This is a genomic window from Allorhizobium sp. NPDC080224, from assembly GCF_050281005.1.
Taxonomy (GTDB): Bacteria; Pseudomonadota; Alphaproteobacteria; order Rhizobiales; family Rhizobiaceae; genus Allorhizobium.
In genome coordinates, this window is record NZ_JBNNWJ010000001.1 from 1,454,479 (window position 1) to 1,471,933 (window position 17,455).

Here is a 17,455-nt window from a genome sequence, read left to right on the forward strand (position 1 = left end):
CACGCTGGCGCGACCATGGCCGCAATCGGGGGATTGGATGAGGAATGCCCGGTCAAACTCTTGCCATCGTTCGCGAAAAGACCATGATCCCAACAAGTCTTCTCATCACGTATCTAGGATGCCCTTCATGTCGCTGAAACTCGCCGTCTCCTTCGCCAAGTCCCAAGCAGCAACGGAAGGCCTTGCCATTCTGTTGACGACATCAGGCGCCGACAAGCCGGCTGGGGCTGCTGAAGCGGATCCGGCGGGCGTCTATGCTCGTGCCGCGAAGTCCGGCAAGTTCACTGGCAAGTCCTTATCGACCCTCGATATCGTCGCCCCGCACGGCTCGACGCTCGACCGTCTGGTCGTCCTCGGTCTCGGCAAGGGCGACAGCCTGTCCGCGCATGATTGGTTGAAGGCAGGGGGCGTTGCCACGGCGGCGGTGAAGGGGGCTGACACCGTAACCGTCTACGTCGATGTCCCCGGACTTCAGGTCTCGCCGAAGGCTGTCGCGGATTTCGCGCTTGGAATGCTGCTTCGCGCCTACAAGTTCGACACCTACAAGACCAAGAAGAAGTCGGAAGACGAGGAAGACAAGGCTGAAAAGACGGTGAAGGTGACGATCGTCACCGCTGAGGCCTCAGCCGCCAAGAAGGCCTTTGCCGAGGCGGAAGCGGTCGCCGACGGCGTAATCCTCGCCCGCAACCTCGTCAATGAGCCTGCCAATGTTCTCGGACCGCTTGAGTTCGCCGCCAAGGCGAAAGACCTCGAAAAGCTCGGCGTCGAGGTCGAGATCCTGACGGAAAAAGAGATGAAGAAGCTCGGCATGGGCGCGCTTCTCGGCGTCGCCCAGGGTTCCGTGCGTCCACCGCGCCTTGTCGTGATGCAGTGGAAGGGCGGCAAGTCGAAGGACAAGCCGATCGCCTTTGTCGGCAAGGGCGTGGTTTTCGATACTGGCGGCATCTCGATCAAGCCGGCAGGCGGCATGGAGGACATGAAAGGTGATATGGGCGGTGCTGCTGCCGTCGCGGGCTTGATGCATGTGCTCGCCGCCCGCAAGGCGAAGGTCAATGCCATCGGCATCCTCGGCCTCGTCGAAAACATGCCCGACGGCAATGCCCAGCGCCCGGGCGATATCGTGACATCAATGTCAGGCCAGACGATCGAGGTGATCAACACGGATGCGGAAGGCCGCCTCGTGCTTTGCGATGCGCTCTGGTATTGCAACGATCGTTTCCAGCCTGCCTTCATGATCAACTTGGCGACGCTGACCGGGGCGATCGGCGTAGCCCTCGGCAGTGTGCATGCGGGCCTGTTCTCCAACGACGACGAACTGTCTGAGAAGCTTCTCGCTGCGGGCCTGACGACCAACGAGCGCCTGTGGCGCATGCCGCTCGGCAAGGAGTATGACAAGCTGATCGACTCCAAGTTCGCCGACATGAAGAACACCGGTGGCCGTCAGGCAGGCTCGATCACGGCCGCTCAGTTCCTGAAGCGCTTCGTCAAGGATACGCCCTGGGCGCATCTGGACATCGCCAGCACGGCGATGGGTTCACCCAGCGACGAGATCAACCAGTCCTGGGGCTCGGGCTACGGTGTACGCCTGCTCGATGAACTCGTTCGCGCGCATTACGAATCCTGATGGGGGTGACTGCCTCCGTGGCCGATGTGCTCTTCTACCATCTGACGGAATCGAAGCTGGAAGACGCGCTCCCGCCGCTCCTGGAAAAGAGCGTGGAGCGCGGCTGGCGCGTGGCCGTCCAGACCCGTGACCCCGAACGGCGTGATGTGCTCGATGCGCATCTCTGGACCTATCGGGACGAGAGTTTTCTGCCGCATGGCACGGAAGACGGCGCCTCTCCGGATCGCCAACCGGTGCTGCTGACGACGGGTACCGAAAACATCAACCAGGCGAGTGTCCGCTTTCTGGTCGATGGCGCCGAGCCGCCGGATGAGCTGCACTATGACCGCGTCGTCTTCGTGTTCGACGGTTACGACACGGAACAGCTCGAGGGGGCCCGCTCGCAATGGAAACGGCTGAAGAGCCAGGGCCACACACTGACCTACTGGCAACAGAGCCCCGAGGGGCGCTGGGAGAAGAAGGCCTGATTGGGGCGCCGGTTATGCGGCGCGCTTTCTCGATATCAGGCTTTCATGATCGTCTGGCGCAAGAAGCTGTAGCCCATGGCGGTCCGTCGCGCCATTTCCGCCGAGTTGCCAGCCCCGCCATGGCCGCCGGAGCCGTATTCGTGGAAGAGGGGCAGGTGTCCGGCCTCTTCAAGCCGCGTGGCAAAGCGCCGCGCATGCGACGGATGCACCCGGTCGTCATTGCTGGAACTTTCGATATAGACGGGCGGATAGGCTTGGTCCGATGCCGGCTTAACCTGATGCAGGGGTGAGTAGCCGACGAGATAGGCGCGGTCGTCCTCGTCGTCGGGGTTGCCGTATTCGTCCATCCAGGCCCGCCCGGCGGGGAAGAGATGGAAGCGGGTCATGTCGAGCACCGGAACCCGGCACCAGACGGCGCCGAAATCATCAGGATAACGCGTCAGCATGACCCCGGTGAGCAGGCCACCATTACTGCCGCCTGTGCAGGCGATCCGCGATGGATTGGTATAGCCACGCTTCACCAGATCACGGGCGATCGCGACAAAGTCTTCGTAAGCTTTGTGGCGGCCTTTACGCTTCACTGGTGTGTGCCACTCCGGCCCGAGTTCTGAGCCGCCGCGGATATAGGCCTGCACATAGGCGCCACCCTGGTCCAGAAACCGGCCGGTGGTCCCGGAATAATGCGGCGCAAGCGGTACGGCGAAGCCGCCATAGCCATAGATCAGAACTGGAAGCTCGCCCTTCGTCCACGCCTTCGGCAGCACCAGATGGTAAGGCACCTTGGTGCCATCCTCTGATGTCGCTTCGAGAAGTTCGCTGCTCATGCCCTCAGCGTCGAAAAAGGCGGGCGAGGTTTCCTGCGGCACCAGGGCAAGCGGTTCCCTGGTCGGATTGCGGTCCCGATCGGAAAGGGCGAGCGTGTAGCGGGTCGGCGGCACCAGGAAGCCGGAGCCGATCACGTGAAGTGTATCGTCTCCCAGATGCAGGTCGGCATGCAGCGGCGTGAAATAGAGGGCCTCGATGCCGGCTGGCAGGTCGATGCGCTGAGGCACGGCGTCCTCTCGCGTCAGATCGAGTGCATAGAGTTCCGGCGAGAGGCGATCGTCGACCGTGTAGACCGCCCAGTGGCGGAGCAGGGTGAAGTGACGCACCGCGCGACCGGGTGAAGGCTCCACCAGAACGCGCCGATTTGGCGCGAGAGGTTCAGAATCGAACGGTGTCAGCGCCTGCAGGACGAGGCTGCCGGAAGCCACCTGCTCGTCGCTCTTCGCGAGCCAGAGGATGTGGCTGTGGTTGATGTCGAAGCCGATTTCCCGTGGCAGCGGCAGCCGGCGGACAACGCCATCGGCGTCTTCGACATGAAGGCTGAGCTTGCCGATCTCGTGGTTCGCCATGAACACCCGGATCTGTCGCGTGTCGGGCCCCGTGTGCCCGCCGAGTTCGGGGTCGATAATAAAGCCATAGCCGGTGACGTCGGTTGGTGCGGCTTCAAAGAGGATCTCCGCCTCTGCCGGGGCTTCGCCACGGCGCAATCGCCGTCCAACCCTTGGCCAGCCGGACTGCGTGGCGGAGAAGTCGTCGATCGATCCGAAATAGGCGATCTCGTTGGCACTGAGCCATGACACCTGCGCCCGAACCGCCGGCGTGTCGAAGCCGCCGTCCACCACCCGTTTGGTTTCGAGATCGAACTCGAGAAAACGCGTCAGGTCTGAGCCACCGTCAGACAGGCGCAGCAGAACGCGCGTCGGCTCGAAGGGGCAGGTGACACAGCCGCCGAAGATCCAGCGTTTTCCCTCTTGCGCACAGAAAGCATCGACATCGAACACCGTTTCCCACGCGGCATCGGCCCGCGGCGCATCCGTCGCCGGGAGTCGGCGCAACACGCCGAGCGGATTGTCCCGGGAACGGTTGAAGTCGAACAGCCAGTCGCCGCGCCGCGTTGGCACGATCAGCCTGTCCTGGCGCTCCATCATGGACCGCAGCGCCTCGGCGTCTGCCTCCATTTCAGGTGTCGCCAGCGCCTCGTGAGAACGTGCGTTCTGTGCGGCAACAAAGGCCAGCGTCTGCGGATCGTCATCCTTTTCAAGAAAGAGATCCATGGCGCTGCTCCTTTGCATTTTCGTCAGTTCATTCGATCAGGCGAGATCGGTGCGACGGAAGTCCTCGCCCACATAGAGAAGGGGTCCACCGGATGCCTTGGCACCTGCATAGGAAAAGCAGTCGCCGAAATTGAGGCGGGCCGGATGGCGCCCCTTGCCATAACGCGAAAAGGCGTCGATGGCGGCAAGCGCAGTGTCGCGGGTGGCCGGCAAGATTTCGGCATCAAGCTCGGCGAGGAAATCGAGGACGAGTGCCGCCGCCTCATTGACTGCGATCTGACGTTTGCCAGCAAGGACAGTCGTCGCCTCAAAGATTACCGTCGGCGACACGAAGTAACGGGCTTGCGGGTTAGCCAAGGCCATCGCGACCCGGTCGTATTCCGGCCCCTCCAGAAAATACTCGATGATCGCCGATGTATCGAGAAACATCAGTTATCGTCCCACATTTCGTCCAGGAATGCTTTCTCGTTAAAATTGGGATCGACTTTTCCCATGCCCTGGTAGCGCTGCTTGATCTTCTCCAGCCGCTCGGCGAGCGGCGGCCGCTGCTCTTCCGCTTCGACCACGCGCTCGAGCGCCTGGCGGATGGCATCCGTCTTGGTCGGGGCTTTGAGAATTTTCTGCGCCTGTTCTGCGAGCTGGTTCACTCGTTCATCACGCACGTAGAGTGGCATGGCTTCACCTCGTGAATATACGCCCTCAAGATAGTGTATATTCAAAGGTTCAACAAGGAAGGCAGGGCTTTAGCCTGCCATGCCCTCTTCGTATTCGGCCGATAGCTCCAGCCACTGCTCTTCTGCAGCCGAAAGTTTTGCAGCCGCTTCTCCGCGCTGCTTGGCCTTCTCGGCCGCCTTGGCTGGCGCCTTTTCATAGAGAGCCGGATCGGCAAGCTCCTTGTCGAGCGCCTGAATCAAAGTCTCCAGCTTCTTCGTCAAGGCCTCGACTTCGTTGATCTTTTTCTTGAGTGGTGCAAGGCTTGCGCGCCTGTCGGCAGCAGCCTTGCGCTGCTCTGCCTTGTTGACGGTATCAGCGCCGCCGTCGCCCTTGTCCTTCTCCACCGGCTTCTTGCCCGAGGCGATGATCAGCGAGCGATACTCTTCCATGTCGCCGTCGAAGCTGGTGACCGTACCGTTGTTCACAAGCCAGAGCCGGTCGACGGTCGCCTCGATCAAATGGCGATCATGGCTGATCAGGATAACGGCGCCCTCATAGTCGTTGAGCGCCTCGATCAGTGCCTTGCGGCTGTCGATGTCGAGGTGGTTGGTCGGTTCGTCGAGGATGAGCAGGTTCGGGGCATGAAAAGCCGCAAGCCCCATCAGGAGACGTGCCTTCTCGCCGCCCGAGAGATCCTTGGCAGCCGTCTCCATCTTTTCCGTCGCAAGTCCCATCTGCGCGACGCGGGCACGCACCTTGGCTTCCGGCTCCAGCGGCATCAGCCGGCGCACATGGGCAACCGGGCTCTCGTTCGGGATGAGGTCGTCGAGCTGATGCTGGGCGAAAAAGCCGATCTTCAGGCTCGATGCCGTCTTCAGCTGGCCACCCTGGGCTTCCAGTCGGCCGGAGATGAATTTGGCGAAGGTCGACTTGCCGTTACCGTTCGAACCGAGAAGCGCGATGCGGTCATCGTTGTCGATGCGCAGGTTGAGGTTCTTCAGGATCGCCTTGCCCGGCTCGTAGCCGACCACGCCACCAGAGATGGCCACGATCGGGGAGGCGGGCTGCTTTTCGGGCTTCGGGAAGGTGATCGGATGAACGTGGTCCTCGATCACGGCCGCAACCGTTCCCATGCGTTCCAGCGCCTTGATGCGGCTCTGGGCCTGCTTGGCTTTGGTGGCCTTGGCGCGGAAGCGGTCGATGAAGCTCTGCAGATGTTTGCGCGCGGCGTCGTTCTTCGCCTTCGCCTTCATCTGCAATTCGTCGTTCTCGGCCTTCTGCCGCTCGAAGCTGTCATAGCCGCCGCGATAGAGCGTGAGCTTCTGCTGGTCGAGATGAATGATCGAGTTGACGGCGGTGTTCAGGAGATCCCGGTCATGGCTGATGATGATGACCGTGTGCGGATAGCGCCGCACATAGTCCTCAAGCCAGAGTGTGCCTTCAAGGTCGAGATAGTTGGTCGGTTCGTCGAGCAACAGCAGATCCGGCTCGGCAAACAGCACCGAGGCAAGCGCCACGCGCATGCGCCAGCCGCCGGAGAAGGACGAGGCCGGACGCAACTGCGCCTCATGGTCGAAGCCGAGGCCCGACAGGATCGTCGCCGCACGCGCTTCTGCCGAATGCGCGCCGATATCGGCCAACCGTGTCTGGATTTCGGCAATGCGATGCGGATCCGTCGCCGTCTCTGCCTCTACGAGCAGAGCTGCGCGCTCCTTGTCTGCGGCTAGCACGATCGAGATCAGCGAGTCTTCCGTTCCCGGTGCTTCCTGCGCCACCTGACCGATGCGCGCGTTCTTCGGGATGGAGATATTGCCGCTTTCGGAGGCCAGATCGCCCGTGATGATGCGGAACAGCGTGGATTTGCCCGCGCCATTCTTGCCGACAAGGCCAGCCTTGGTGCCGGCCGGCAGCGCGACGCTGGCGTGGTCGATGAGCAGGCGGCCTGCGATGCGGGCGGAGATGTCGTTGATCGTGATCATGGTTCTGGCTTTTGGCCGATGTCACGGCCAAAGGCAAGCGGGCGAGGGCGCCGAGCGTTACGCGACCTGGCGCTGTCCGGGCTTGTAGCCGATGATCGGCTGGCGCGGGTTTTGTCGTGCCAGGATCGTGGCGGTCTTGGCAATGGCGAGCCAGCTTGTTGGATCGGCGGCTTCGTGTGCCATGGCGTGACCGATCGCCAGCGGCAGCCCGCCGGAACCCGGCGAAGTCTCGGAAGCGAAGACCAGATTGTTATCCGCCGTCGTGAACAGCCGTTCGGCGATGATGTGTGCCTCGTCGGCATTGATGCCCTGGAAGACGAAGGCAAAGGTGTCGGCCTCGACGCGGGCGATGAAGTCGTGCTTCTTGATCGCCTTTCGGAAGATCGTCGACAGACCACGGATGAGCTTGCTGACCGCTTCGTCGCCATACTGGTGCTGCAGTCCGGGAAGATCGAGAACTTCGATCAGCACCAGCGCGCTCGGCTTTGCCGCCGAGGCGGCCGAATGGGCGTCCTCGAGCGTCTGGATGAAGCTGATCCGGTTGGCGAGGCCTGTCAGATGATCCCGCTTCATTGCAGCCTGCGCTGCGCGAATGGCCCGGTCTGCGGCATTCAGACTGTCCAGCCCCTCGGCAACATCGGAGGCCAGCGCGGTTTCCGCCTTGATCATGTCCCCGGCAATCGAGGAGAGCAGATCCAGCTCGCCGAGCAACTGGTCGATACCGACGGTGACATCCTCGCGGATCGAGCGGATAACGCCTTCCACCGAGTTCGTGAACGCCCGCTTCTGCGTCAGCCCGAGCGACAGTTGGTCGCTGAGCCGCGTCAGCGTTTTCAGCGTTTCGTCCTGCAAACGTTCGGCCGAGACGCCGCAATGGGCGGAAAGCCTGTGCTTGAGGCCGAGTTGGTCGAGCGCCGATTGCGTCGGACGGGATCCAAGGGCTGCAAGCTCACGCGCAAGATCCGATTTGCCGCCGGCAAAGGCTTCATGGACAAGTTCGAAGTTGCGGGGAAGCCCGGCGATCTGATGCTTCAGCATGAAGACCGTGATCTTCTGGAGATCGTCTGGAAGTCCGCTCATCAAAACCGTCCTGAACATGCGATGAGTTGCGTTTTTGTCTGCGGGAAGCCGGAACTATTCCCGCTGAGTTCAGGTCTCGTAACACGGCATCACATACGAAACGGTTAAGGCAGACACGTGCTTCAAGGGCTCTCCTTTGCCTATTGTCAAATCGGAATTGCCCAAAAGAATGAGGGGGTTCTGCCTTTTAATTAATTATATTTTAGAAATTTATATGGTGTAACTGACCTTCTGAAAGCATGCCAGGCAGAGAGCGTTTCTTTGCCCTCGACCGGCGAACATCCGTAGGCACCATGAAGTCCCTCATTCCCGCTGTCTACTTCTCGCTGTCGGTCGCCGTTGTCGCTGTCATCGCGGCAAGGCCGTCCGGCCCGTTTGTCCTCGTCGTAACCTCACCGGCTGCACATGCGGCGGGTTCGATGGCCGTTATCGACCGGGCAGAGGGAGCATTCGTCTGGGCCGGAAGAGTGCCCTGGATGTCGGTCGCTTATTCGCAGGCTCCGGATTTTCCGGAGCGGCTACTCGATGCGGGCGCTTTGCTCGTCATCAACCATGATCTGGCGCTTGGTTGCCTGCAAGGAATGAACACATGAACGAACTGAATAAGCTCAGAGACAGGATCTCCTACGGCATCGTCGGACTGCTCTGGATCAACTTTGCCCTGATCGTCATCCGCAATCTCGTCCGCGAGCAGGGTGTCGACTGGACCATGATCCTGGCCACTCTCGCCCTGTTGGTGCCGGCCACACTCTTGTGGACAAGGGATCGTACCGGCGCGACCACCCGCATGGTTACCTCCATGGCGAATGCGGCGACGGTCGCTATTCTCGTTTTCGCCTTCCAGGGCTCGCCGCTCCAAATCGACATCCACATGTACTTCTTCGCGAGCCTGGCGATCTGTGCCGCCTGGATCGATTGGAAGGCCATTGTCGGCTACGCCGCGCTCGTCGCGGTCCACCATCTGCTGCTGTATGTCGCGATGCCCTTGGCGGTCTTCCCGGGTGATTCCGACTTCTCGCGTGTCGTCCTGCATGCAGTGGTGCTGATCGTCCAGAGCATCGTCCTGATCGCTCTGACCTCGGCCGTCGTCAAGGCGTTCGATGTCTCCGACAAGGCTGTTGCCGAAGCAGTCGCCGCCGAGCGCGAGGCCGTAGAGATGGCCGATCACGTCAAGCGAACCGATGCCGCTGCCGATGCTGACCGCCGCAAGCGGGAAGCGGAAAAGGCGCGGGAAGCCGAAGCGGTGGACTACGCCGTTTCCGAACTCGCCAAGTCGCTGCAGAAACTGGCGGAGGGGGACCTCTCCTGCCGCATCGACAGCGCCTTCTCAGGCCCGCTTGATGAACTGCGCACGTCCTTCAATACCTCCGTGCAGAAGCTCGAAGTCGTCGTTTCTCAGGTCGGTCAGGTGGCCTCCGTCCTCCGCAACGGTACGGGCCAGATCGGCCAGGCCAACAACGATCTCTCCGCCCGCAGCGAGCGCCAGGCCGCGTCGGTCGAGGAAACCGCGAGCGCTCTGTCCAGCGTGATGGCCACCGTGAAGGAAACCGCGTCTGTCGCGGATTCGGTCGGCAAGTTGGTCAACCAGGCAAGGATGGGTGCGGAACGATCCGGCACGATCGTAACCGACGCGGTCTCTGCCATGAGCCGTATCGAGCAGTCGTCGCAGTCGATTTCAAACATCATCGGCGTCATCGACGAGATTGCCTTCCAGACCAATCTTCTGGCGCTGAACGCCGGCGTCGAAGCCGCACGTGCCGGTGAGGCCGGGAAGGGTTTTGCCGTCGTCGCACAGGAGGTCCGCGAACTCGCTCAGCGCTCCGCCAACGCAGCGAAGGAGATAAAGACCCTCATCAACGCATCCGGGGAAGAAGTGCGCAACGGCGTATCGCTGGTCGATCAGGCCGGCGAGGCTTTGAGCACGATCGCGACCGAGGTGCAGTCGATCAGCCGCGAGATCTGCAAGATCATCGACGGTGCCAAGAGCCAGGCGCAGGGCCTTGCCGAGATCGATCAGGCGGTCGGGCACATCGACAAGAACACCCAGCGGAATGCTGCGATGGTGGAGGAGTCGAGCGCTGCGATCCAGCAACTCGTCCAGGAGGCCACCACGCTGGACCACCTGATGGCGCAGTTCAAGACCGGATCGAAGACGGGTTCCGGAACCCGTCGCGCCGCTTGACCGCAGGCAACCCATATTCGCACGAAAGACTTGGGGCCACGATCGTCGTGGCCCCATTTCCGTTTCAGGGCTCCGTCAGGCCTCTGTCGCGTCTCAAAGCCACTGCTGGCCCTCGCCGCGGACGAAATAGATCACGTCGAGGCTGAGGCTCGGCTTGCCCAGTCCTGTCAATCCGGCATGCACCTGTCCGCGATGATGAGTCTGGTGATTGAAGACATGGGTGAGTGCCGGCCAGAGCTTCAGCGCCAGGACCTCGGATGAACCGACCGGCGAATAGGTGAACGGCCGCTCGATTTTCTCCGCAGTCAGGCTCTGCGCATAGCGGATGATCCGTGTGTCTTCTTCCAGCCGAGCCGCTCGCAGATCCTCGAAGTCATCATAGGGGCGCTCATCCAGCGCGCGGGGCATCGGGCCTTCGCCGGTGAACCGGTTCAGCCAGATCCGGTCTGCGGTTAGGATGTGGCTCAGCGTGGCGAAGATCGATCCAAAGAAGGCGCCGGTATCGCGGTGGAGTTCTTCGGTCGAGAGGTCCGCGACGGCAGAATAAAGCAGCCTGTTGGCCCAGGCATTGTAGTCCGCGAGCATCTGATAGTTCTGCATGGTGCACTCCTGAATTTGGTCCTGCACCCAGTCTAGCCGGGTTCGACCGAAATGGGTGTGATGAGTTCCATGAAAAATGCTGATTTGCATCCAGCCCCGGGATCGGCTTGTCTGGCGCAAAATCAGGAGAACCCGATGACGATGACCCTCTATTCGCTGTGCGGCGCCGATGCCGCGCGTCCCTTCTCGCCCCATTGCTGGAAGGTCGTGATGGCCCTTCATCACAAGGGACTGGACTTCGAAGAGCGGCCGCTCGCCTTCACGGCGATCCCAACTGTCGAAGGCGGGTTCTCCAAAACGGTCCCGATCCTCCGGGACGGCCAGGAACTGATCTCCGACAGCTTTCGGATCGCGCTCTATCTGGAGGAGGCCTATCCCGAGCAGCCGAGCCTGTTTGGCGGACAGGGCGGTGTCGCCGCGGCACGTCTGGTCGAGGGCTATTCTCAGCATGTCGTCCACGGCGCAATCACGAAGATCGCCCTCGTCGACATCCACGACATGCTCGCGCCCACCGACCAAGCCTATTTTCGCAAGAGCCGGGAAGAGCGGCTCGGACGGACCTTCGAGGAGATGGCCGCCGGTCGCGACGCCGCAATTGCCGCCTTTCCCGCAGCGCTCCAGCCACTCCGCCACATGCTGGCTTTCCATCCCTTCGTCGGTGGCGCAACCCCGCTCTTTGGTGACTATATCCTGTTCGGTGCGCTGCAATGGCTGAGGATCACCACCGGTGCCATCCACCTGCCGGCGGATGATCCGGTGAGCCTCTGGTTCGACCGCTGCCTCGAACTCCATGACGGCGTCGCCCGTGCCGTCGCCTGACAGGGCAAAAACCGGCCGATTGTGACGTCGTCGTGAAATTGTCGAACCCCTCTTGTCTTCGTGATTCGGGGCGGGTAGATACCGCCCACTTTCCCTTACAGACAAAAGGATGAGACAGATGGCGATTGAACGCACCTTCTCGATGATCAAGCCCGACGCCACCAAGCGCAACCTGACCGGCGCCATTACCAAGGTCTTCGAAGACAACGGCCTGCGCGTCGTCGCTTCGAAGCGCGTTTGGATGAGCAAGCGCGAAGCCGAAGGCTTCTACGCCGTTCACAAGGAACGCCCCTTCTTCGGCGAACTGGTTGAAGGCATGACCTCGGGCCCGACCGTCGTTCAGGTTCTCGAAGGCGAAAACGCCATCCTGAAGAACCGCGAAATCATGGGCGCGACCAACCCGGCCAATGCTGACGAAGGCACGATCCGCAAGATGTTCGCCCTCTCGATCGGTGAAAACTCGGTTCACGGTTCGGACGCTCCGGAAACCGCTGCCCAGGAAATCAGCTACTGGTTCGCCGACACCGAGATCGTCGGCTGAATCAGGTCCTGAGGCGACGGTCTCAAGACACTGGAAGAATTGAAGAACCGGGGCCGAAAGGCTCCGGTTTTTTTATGCGGGCCGGCTATCGGCTCCAGCGATCCCGTGCCGTATCGTCGGCATCCTTGGCCGCGACCCAGTCACCGCTCGACCCATCCTGGCTATGCTCCTTCTTCCAGAACGGTGCCGAGGTCTTCAGGAAATCCATGACGAAATTGGCGCCGTCGAAGGCGGCCTGGCGATGGGGCGCGGCGGCAATGACGAGGACGATCTGTTCTCCGGCCTCGATCCGCCCGAAGCGGTGGATGGCGGTGAGCCCTAGAAGCGAGAAGCGCTCGATCGCCAATCTGCCGATCCGCATCATCTCGGCTTCAGCCATGCCCGGATAATGTTCCAGTTCGAGCGCGGAAAGCGTGCCCGCCTCGTCGCGGCAAAGGCCAACGAAGGAGACGATGGCGCCGATATCCTTGCGGCCGGCTGTCAAGCCGCGCGATTCTGCTGCGGCATCGAAATCGTCCCGCTGCACGCGGATGGTGGGGGCAGGCTTGGCCGTCACGGCTTGTCCTCCAGCGGGATGCTTCTCAGCCGCCGGTCATCGGCGGAAAGATCCCGATCTCACGGGCGCCCGCGATTGCTTCATGGTGTTCGACATGTTCCTGATTGACCGCAACGCGGATTGCCTTGGGGAAGCGCAAGGCCTCCTCATAGCCTTCGCCGAGCGTTGCAAGCCAGGATACAAGATCGCCGGCCGTTTTGACCTCGGCCGGGATGTCGAGTTCTTCCTCGCCCTTGCCGATCCGCTCGCGAACCCAGGCGAAGTAGACGATCTTCACCATCTCAGTCCACCATGTGCTTCGCGCCGGCGCGGAAATAGTCGTAGCCGGTATAGATGGTCAGGATGGCGGCGATCCAGAGCAGCGTGATGCCGGCCTCCGTTGTATAGGGCAGGACCTTGTCGCCCGCGGGACCGGCGAGCAGGAAGGCAAGTGCGAACATCTGTGCCGTCGTCTTCCACTTGGCGATCTGGGTGACAGGCACGGACACCTTCAGCGCCGCCAGATATTCACGCAGGCCCGACACCAGTATCTCGCGGCAGAGAATGGTGATGGCAGCCCAGAGCGACCAGCCCGCGATCGTGCCATCCGCCGCCATCAAGAGCAGAACGGAGGCGATCAGAAGCTTGTCGGCGATTGGATCCAGCATCTTGCCGATGTTCGATGTCTGGTTCCAGATGCGGGCCAGATAGCCGTCGAGATAGTCGGTGATCGAGGCAACGACAAAGATCGTCAGCGCCGACCAGCGGGCAAAGTCGGAGCTCTGCAGACGACCTTCCACGAAGAAGCAGACAACGATCAGCGGCACGGCCAGGATGCGGGCGTAGGTGAGGAGATTGGGGATGTTGTATGCGCGCGAAGCCATGATGCCCTGTCTTTGAAGTCTGGTGCTCTAAGTGATGTGATGGGTTTCCGTCGGGGCCGTCAACTCAAGAATTCTGAACCGTCTGTATCATCATCTCGACCCCGGATGCGTCGTTTCCGTGTCAGTCACCGCTGCTTTCGTGAAAATGGTTGTAGATCAGCCGCGCCACGGCTTCCGAGATGCCCTCAACGGCCATCAGATCGCTGACCGCCGCCCGGGACACGGCCTTGGCTGTGCCGAAATGCTGCAGCAGCGCCCGCTTGCGCGTCGGGCCGATGCCGGAGATTTCGTCGAGCGGGTTCTTGACCATTTCCTTCTTGCGCCGCGCCCTATGCGAGCCGATCGCAAACCGATGCGCCTCGTCGCGCATGCGTTGGATGAAGTAGAGCACCGGGTCGCGGGGCGGCAGGGTGAAGTCCGGCTTGCCCTCGACGAAGAAGCGCTCGCGGCCCGCATCGCGGTCGACGCCCTTGGCAACGCCGATGGCGATCACGCTCTCGGTGATGTCGAGATCGGCAAGGATCTTGCGGACTGCCGACATCTGGCCCTGACCACCGTCGATCAGGATCACATCCGGCCAGGCAGGGAAGGGGGTGTCCGCACTGTCCTCGGGCGCCACACTGCGATCCGGCTTGCCCTCTTCCTTCAGCAGGCGCGAGAAGCGCCGGGTCATCACTTCGCGCATCATGCCGAAGTCGTCGCCCGGCGTTATGTCGGTCGATTTGATGTTGAACTTGCGGTACTGCCCCTTCACGAAGCCTTCAGGCCCGGCGACCACCATGCCGCCGACGGCATTGGTGCCCATGATATGGGAGTTGTCATAGATCTCGATCCGGCGCGGCACGTAAGGCAGCTGGAAGGTTTCGGCGAGACCGGCCAGCAGCCGTGACTGCGAGGCGGTTTCGGCGAGCTTGCGGCCATGCGCCTCTCGCGCATTGGCATTCACATGATCGACGAGATCCTTCTTTTCCCCGCGTTGTGGCACACTGATCGCCACCTTGTGGCCGGCCTTTTCGGAAAGCGCAGTCGCCAGCAGGTCCTGTTCCTCGACCTCTTCGGACAGAAGGATCAGACGGGGCACGGGCTTGTCGTCATAGAATTGCGCAAGGAAGGAGTTGAGCACTTCGGCTGCGCTGAGCTGCGGATCGGCCTTGGGGAAATAGGCCTGATTGCCCCAGTTCTGGCTGGCGCGGAAGAAGAAGACCTGGATGCAGGACAGCCCGCCCTCGTGATGGATGGCGAAGACATCAGCCTCATCCACGCCGGCAGGGTTTATGCCCTGATGGCTCTGGACATGGCTGAGGCCCGCAAGCCGGTCGCGAAACACGGCGGCGCGCTCGAAGTCGAGATCCTCGGCCGCCTCGTTCATGGCGCGCGCCATGGCTTCCTTGACGTTCTGGCTCTTGCCGGACAGGAAGTCCTTCGCCTCGCGCACCAGGCCCGCATAGTCCTGGTCGCTAATCTCATGCGTGCATGGGCCCGAACAGCGCTTGATTTGATAGAGCAGACAGGGCCGCGTGCGGCTTTCAAAGACGCTGTCGGTGCAGGTGCGTAGAAGGAAGGCGCGCTGCAGGGAGTTGATCGTGCGGCCGACAGCACTCGCCGAAGCAAAGGGGCCGAAATAGTCGCCCTTGCGGGCACGCGCCCCACGATGCTTGTAGATGGCGGGCGACCGGCTGTCCCCGGTGATCAGGATATAGGGAAAGCTCTTGTCGTCGCGCAAAAGCACGTTGAAGCGCGGGCGCAGGCGCTTGATCAGGTTGGCTTCGAGCAGCAGCGCCTCGACCTCGGTGCGGGTCGTGACGAATTCCATATGCACGGTTTCGCGCACCATGCGCGACAGGCGGTTCGAATGCACCCGGCCTTGCGCATAATTGCTGACGCGCTTTTTGAGACTGCGCGCCTTGCCGACATACATGACCTCGCCGTCCTTGTTCAGCATCCGGTAAACGCCCGGCGCATTCGGCAGCCTCTTGACGAATTCGCCGATCAGCTCGGCACCCGTCAGTCCCGTTTCGTCAAGGCCGTCGACATGCCAGTCGATCTCGACGCCGGGACGGGAGGCTTCCACCTCGACCGCAACATCGTCGTCATCGTCTTCCGTGCCATCATAGAGAATGCCGCCGTCTGGCAGCTTTCCTCCATTCATTCATTGATCTCCGTGCCGTGCCAAATCAGATGCTGGCCCCCATCCAAGGCGATCATTTGGCCGGTGATCGACGGCGTGTCAAAAAGAAAGCGGATGGTGCGGCCGAATTCGTCGAGCGAGGGGCCGCGTTTCAGCGGAAGACTATCCACCTGCGCCTGGAAATCCTCCGGCCTTTGCCGTTCGGAAATAAGGGTAGGGCCGGGGCCGATGGCGTTGACCCGCACCCGCGGCGAAAAGGCCTGGGCGAGCGTCTGGGTGGCTGTCCAGAGCGTGGCCTTGGATAGCGTATAGGAGAAGAAGGTCGGCTTCAGCGCCAGCACCCGCTGGTCGATGATGTTGACGATGAGGCCCGAGCGATCCTCAGGCAGCGCCTTGACGAGGGCGCCGCTCAATATGGCCGGAGCCCGGACATGCAGATTGAAGTGGCGGTCGAAGATTTCCGCATCGAATTCAACCGCAGAGTCGTCTTCGAAGATCGAGGCATTGTTGACGAGCAGTCCCACAGGCCCGAATTCGGCCTCGGTCTGCGAAATCAGTGATCCGGTCTCGAAAATGTTACCAAGGTCCGCCTTCAGCGCAATGGCCCGTTTTCCGTCGGATCGCAACGCGCGGGCCACAGCCTCTGCCGCATCCAGCGAACCGTTCGCATGCAATGCCACGGCAAAACCATGGGCAGCCAAGTCTTCGGCGATGGCCCGGCCAAGTCGTTTTGCGGATCCGGTGACCAAAGCCACCTTCGGGATGCCGTTTTGCATGTCTCTTACCTTGTTCTGTCAGTGGTGTTGCGCTGCATATATGGCGCCAGCGCGATATTTAAACGGGGCATATCTGAAACTTCGTGCGGTCTTTGCTTGGTGGTGTCTGCGTATAGCGTAAGTATAATTTTATGAAATCTTCAGTAAATCGCGTAAACCATTTGTTATGGTTAACGAATCGTTTGTGTCTTTTAAGCAACGTCCCGATTTGGTCATGGCTGCGCCACAAAGAATTCACATTTCCGCTCTTTCATTTCCTCAATTTCTATTCATCTAGACAGTCGGAACGGACAGATTACCCACTAACGTTCAGGCCGCCGTTGGTTCTTAGTGAAGAGCGGCCGGGAACCGAAAGGAGACTAACATGCGTACCCTCAAGATCATGCTTCTGGCATCCGCCACCTCGTTCGCAGCTTTCGCCGCCCAGGCAGCCGACGCCATCTACCAGGCACCGGAAGCCCCGATGGCGACCGAATCCTACTCTGCACCGGCCGGCAACTGGTCGGGTGCCTATGTCGGTGGTGGTCTGACCTACGACTTCGGCAAGTTCACCGGCTCGGACAACGGCCGTGACGCCAAGGACCTCGGCGGCACCCTCTACGGTGGTTACAACATGCAGAACGGCTCGATCGTTTACGGTGCTGAAGCCGACATCAGCTACAACGGTGAAGACGGTTCGGCCGGTACAGCACCGGGCGTCGCTGGCACTCTCAAGGGCACCCAGGGCGTCAACGGCTCGGTCCGTGGTCGCGTCGGTTACGACCTGAACCCCTTCATGGTCTACGGTACGGCTGGTCTGGCTGTTGCCAACCACGAGCTGGAAGGCGGCGGCACCAACGACGAGAAGCTGGCAGCCGGTTACACGGTTGGCGCCGGTGTCGAAACCTTCGTCACCGACAACATCACGGCTCGCGTCGAATATCGCTACAGCGACTACCAGAAGCGTGACTTCAACCTCGGTGGTTCGACCATTTCCCGCGGCTTCGACGACCACTCGGTCAAGGTCGGCATGGGCGTGAAGTTCTGATCCAAGCGATCGAGAATAAAAGAAAAGCCGGGGCATCGTCCCGGCTTTTCTGATTCTGCT

Annotated in this window: 18 protein-coding genes; 7 read left to right on the top strand and 11 right to left on the bottom strand. The window is 61.3% G+C overall.

Going from position 1 to position 17,455, the window contains the following annotated elements:
• The first annotated feature begins 127 nt into the window (after nucleotides 1–127).
• Together ACQKP1_RS07250 and ACQKP1_RS07255 are read left to right on the top strand one after the other, a co-directional pair.
• The gene (locus tag ACQKP1_RS07250) at nucleotides 128–1,624 is read left to right on the top strand and encodes a leucyl aminopeptidase (protein WP_427274746.1); all 1,497 of its coding nucleotides are present in this window, start codon (nucleotides 128–130) and stop codon (nucleotides 1,622–1,624) included.
• A gap of 17 nt (nucleotides 1,625–1,641) precedes the next feature.
• Nucleotides 1,642–2,091, top strand: a complete 450-nt coding sequence (locus ACQKP1_RS07255; protein ID WP_427276422.1) for a DNA polymerase III subunit chi — start codon at nucleotides 1,642–1,644, stop codon at nucleotides 2,089–2,091.
• Nucleotides 2,092–2,126: 35 nt separating this feature from the next.
• Here ACQKP1_RS07255 and ACQKP1_RS07260 read toward each other — a convergent pair whose 3' ends face one another.
• The 5 genes from ACQKP1_RS07260 to ACQKP1_RS07280 all read right to left on the bottom strand — a co-directional run bounded on the left by ACQKP1_RS07260 (nucleotide 2,127) and on the right by ACQKP1_RS07280 (nucleotide 7,903).
• Complete coding sequence (locus ACQKP1_RS07260) at nucleotides 2,127–4,190, bottom strand: prolyl oligopeptidase family serine peptidase (RefSeq protein ID WP_427274747.1); 2,064 nt, start codon at nucleotides 4,188–4,190, stop codon at nucleotides 2,127–2,129.
• A 36-nt stretch (nucleotides 4,191–4,226) separates the two neighbouring features.
• Nucleotides 4,227–4,619, bottom strand: a complete 393-nt coding sequence (locus tag ACQKP1_RS07265; protein WP_203014624.1) for a type II toxin-antitoxin system VapC family toxin — start codon at nucleotides 4,617–4,619, stop codon at nucleotides 4,227–4,229.
• Nucleotides 4,619–4,864, bottom strand: coding sequence for a type II toxin-antitoxin system VapB family antitoxin (locus ACQKP1_RS07270; RefSeq protein ID WP_203014627.1), 246 nt, complete (start codon nucleotides 4,862–4,864; stop codon nucleotides 4,619–4,621). The genes ACQKP1_RS07265 and ACQKP1_RS07270 overlap by 1 nt, the downstream gene beginning before the upstream one ends.
• Before the next feature lie 69 nt (nucleotides 4,865–4,933).
• Nucleotides 4,934–6,823 (bottom strand): ABC-F family ATP-binding cassette domain-containing protein, encoded by a 1,890-nt coding sequence (locus ACQKP1_RS07275; RefSeq protein ID WP_427274748.1) that lies wholly within the window; start codon nucleotides 6,821–6,823, stop codon nucleotides 4,934–4,936.
• Nucleotides 6,824–6,880: 57 nt separating this feature from the next.
• Nucleotides 6,881–7,903, bottom strand: a complete 1,023-nt coding sequence (locus ACQKP1_RS07280; protein WP_427274749.1) for a diguanylate cyclase domain-containing protein — start codon at nucleotides 7,901–7,903, stop codon at nucleotides 6,881–6,883.
• A 293-nt stretch (nucleotides 7,904–8,196) separates the two neighbouring features.
• Here ACQKP1_RS07280 and ACQKP1_RS07285 point away from each other — a divergent pair, with 293 nt between their 5' ends.
• Together ACQKP1_RS07285 and ACQKP1_RS07290 are read left to right on the top strand one after the other, a co-directional pair.
• Nucleotides 8,197–8,496, top strand: a complete 300-nt coding sequence (locus ACQKP1_RS07285) for a hypothetical protein (protein WP_427274750.1) — start codon at nucleotides 8,197–8,199, stop codon at nucleotides 8,494–8,496.
• Nucleotides 8,493–10,085: a methyl-accepting chemotaxis protein gene (locus ACQKP1_RS07290; protein ID WP_427274751.1), complete on the top strand. Its 1,593-nt coding sequence runs from the start codon at nucleotides 8,493–8,495 to the stop codon at nucleotides 10,083–10,085. The genes ACQKP1_RS07285 and ACQKP1_RS07290 overlap by 4 nt, the downstream gene beginning before the upstream one ends.
• Before the next feature lie 93 nt (nucleotides 10,086–10,178).
• Here ACQKP1_RS07290 and ACQKP1_RS07295 read toward each other — a convergent pair whose 3' ends face one another.
• Nucleotides 10,179–10,685, bottom strand: a complete 507-nt coding sequence (locus ACQKP1_RS07295) for a DinB family protein (RefSeq protein WP_427274752.1) — start codon at nucleotides 10,683–10,685, stop codon at nucleotides 10,179–10,181.
• Nucleotides 10,686–10,820: 135 nt separating this feature from the next.
• On the opposite strand from ACQKP1_RS07295, the gene ACQKP1_RS07300 reads away from it, so the two are divergent.
• A complete protein-coding gene (locus tag ACQKP1_RS07300) occupies nucleotides 10,821–11,504 on the top strand; it encodes a glutathione S-transferase family protein (protein ID WP_427274753.1) in 684 nt (227 codons plus the stop codon).
• A gap of 118 nt (nucleotides 11,505–11,622) precedes the next feature.
• On the top strand, nucleotides 11,623–12,045 hold the full coding sequence (ndk, locus tag ACQKP1_RS07305; protein WP_054150527.1) for a nucleoside-diphosphate kinase: 423 nt from the start codon (nucleotides 11,623–11,625) through the stop codon (nucleotides 12,043–12,045).
• Between the two features lie 85 nt (nucleotides 12,046–12,130).
• On the opposite strand, the gene ACQKP1_RS07310 is transcribed toward ndk, so the two are convergent.
• The 5 genes from ACQKP1_RS07310 to ACQKP1_RS07330 all read right to left on the bottom strand — a co-directional run bounded on the left by ACQKP1_RS07310 (nucleotide 12,131) and on the right by ACQKP1_RS07330 (nucleotide 16,368).
• Entirely contained in the window at nucleotides 12,131–12,601 is a 471-nt protein-coding gene (locus ACQKP1_RS07310; protein WP_427274754.1) for a molybdenum cofactor biosynthesis protein MoaE, read from the bottom strand.
• Between the two features lie 25 nt (nucleotides 12,602–12,626).
• Nucleotides 12,627–12,881, bottom strand: a complete 255-nt coding sequence (moaD, locus tag ACQKP1_RS07315) for a molybdopterin converting factor subunit 1 (protein ID WP_427274755.1) — start codon at nucleotides 12,879–12,881, stop codon at nucleotides 12,627–12,629.
• 1 nt (nucleotide 12,882) lies between these two features.
• Nucleotides 12,883–13,464 (bottom strand): CDP-diacylglycerol--glycerol-3-phosphate 3-phosphatidyltransferase, encoded by a 582-nt coding sequence (gene pgsA, locus ACQKP1_RS07320; protein ID WP_427274756.1) that lies wholly within the window; start codon nucleotides 13,462–13,464, stop codon nucleotides 12,883–12,885.
• A gap of 121 nt (nucleotides 13,465–13,585) precedes the next feature.
• Entirely contained in the window at nucleotides 13,586–15,613 is a 2,028-nt protein-coding gene (gene uvrC, locus ACQKP1_RS07325) for an excinuclease ABC subunit UvrC (RefSeq protein WP_427274757.1), read from the bottom strand.
• Nucleotides 15,610–16,368, bottom strand: a complete 759-nt coding sequence (locus ACQKP1_RS07330; protein ID WP_427274758.1) for an SDR family oxidoreductase — start codon at nucleotides 16,366–16,368, stop codon at nucleotides 15,610–15,612. The genes uvrC and ACQKP1_RS07330 overlap by 4 nt, the downstream gene beginning before the upstream one ends.
• Nucleotides 16,369–16,732: 364 nt before the next feature.
• Here ACQKP1_RS07330 and ACQKP1_RS07335 point away from each other — a divergent pair, with 364 nt between their 5' ends.
• Nucleotides 16,733–17,395, top strand: a complete 663-nt coding sequence (locus ACQKP1_RS07335; RefSeq protein WP_427274759.1) for an outer membrane protein — start codon at nucleotides 16,733–16,735, stop codon at nucleotides 17,393–17,395.
• Nucleotides 17,396–17,455 lie beyond the last annotated feature (60 nt).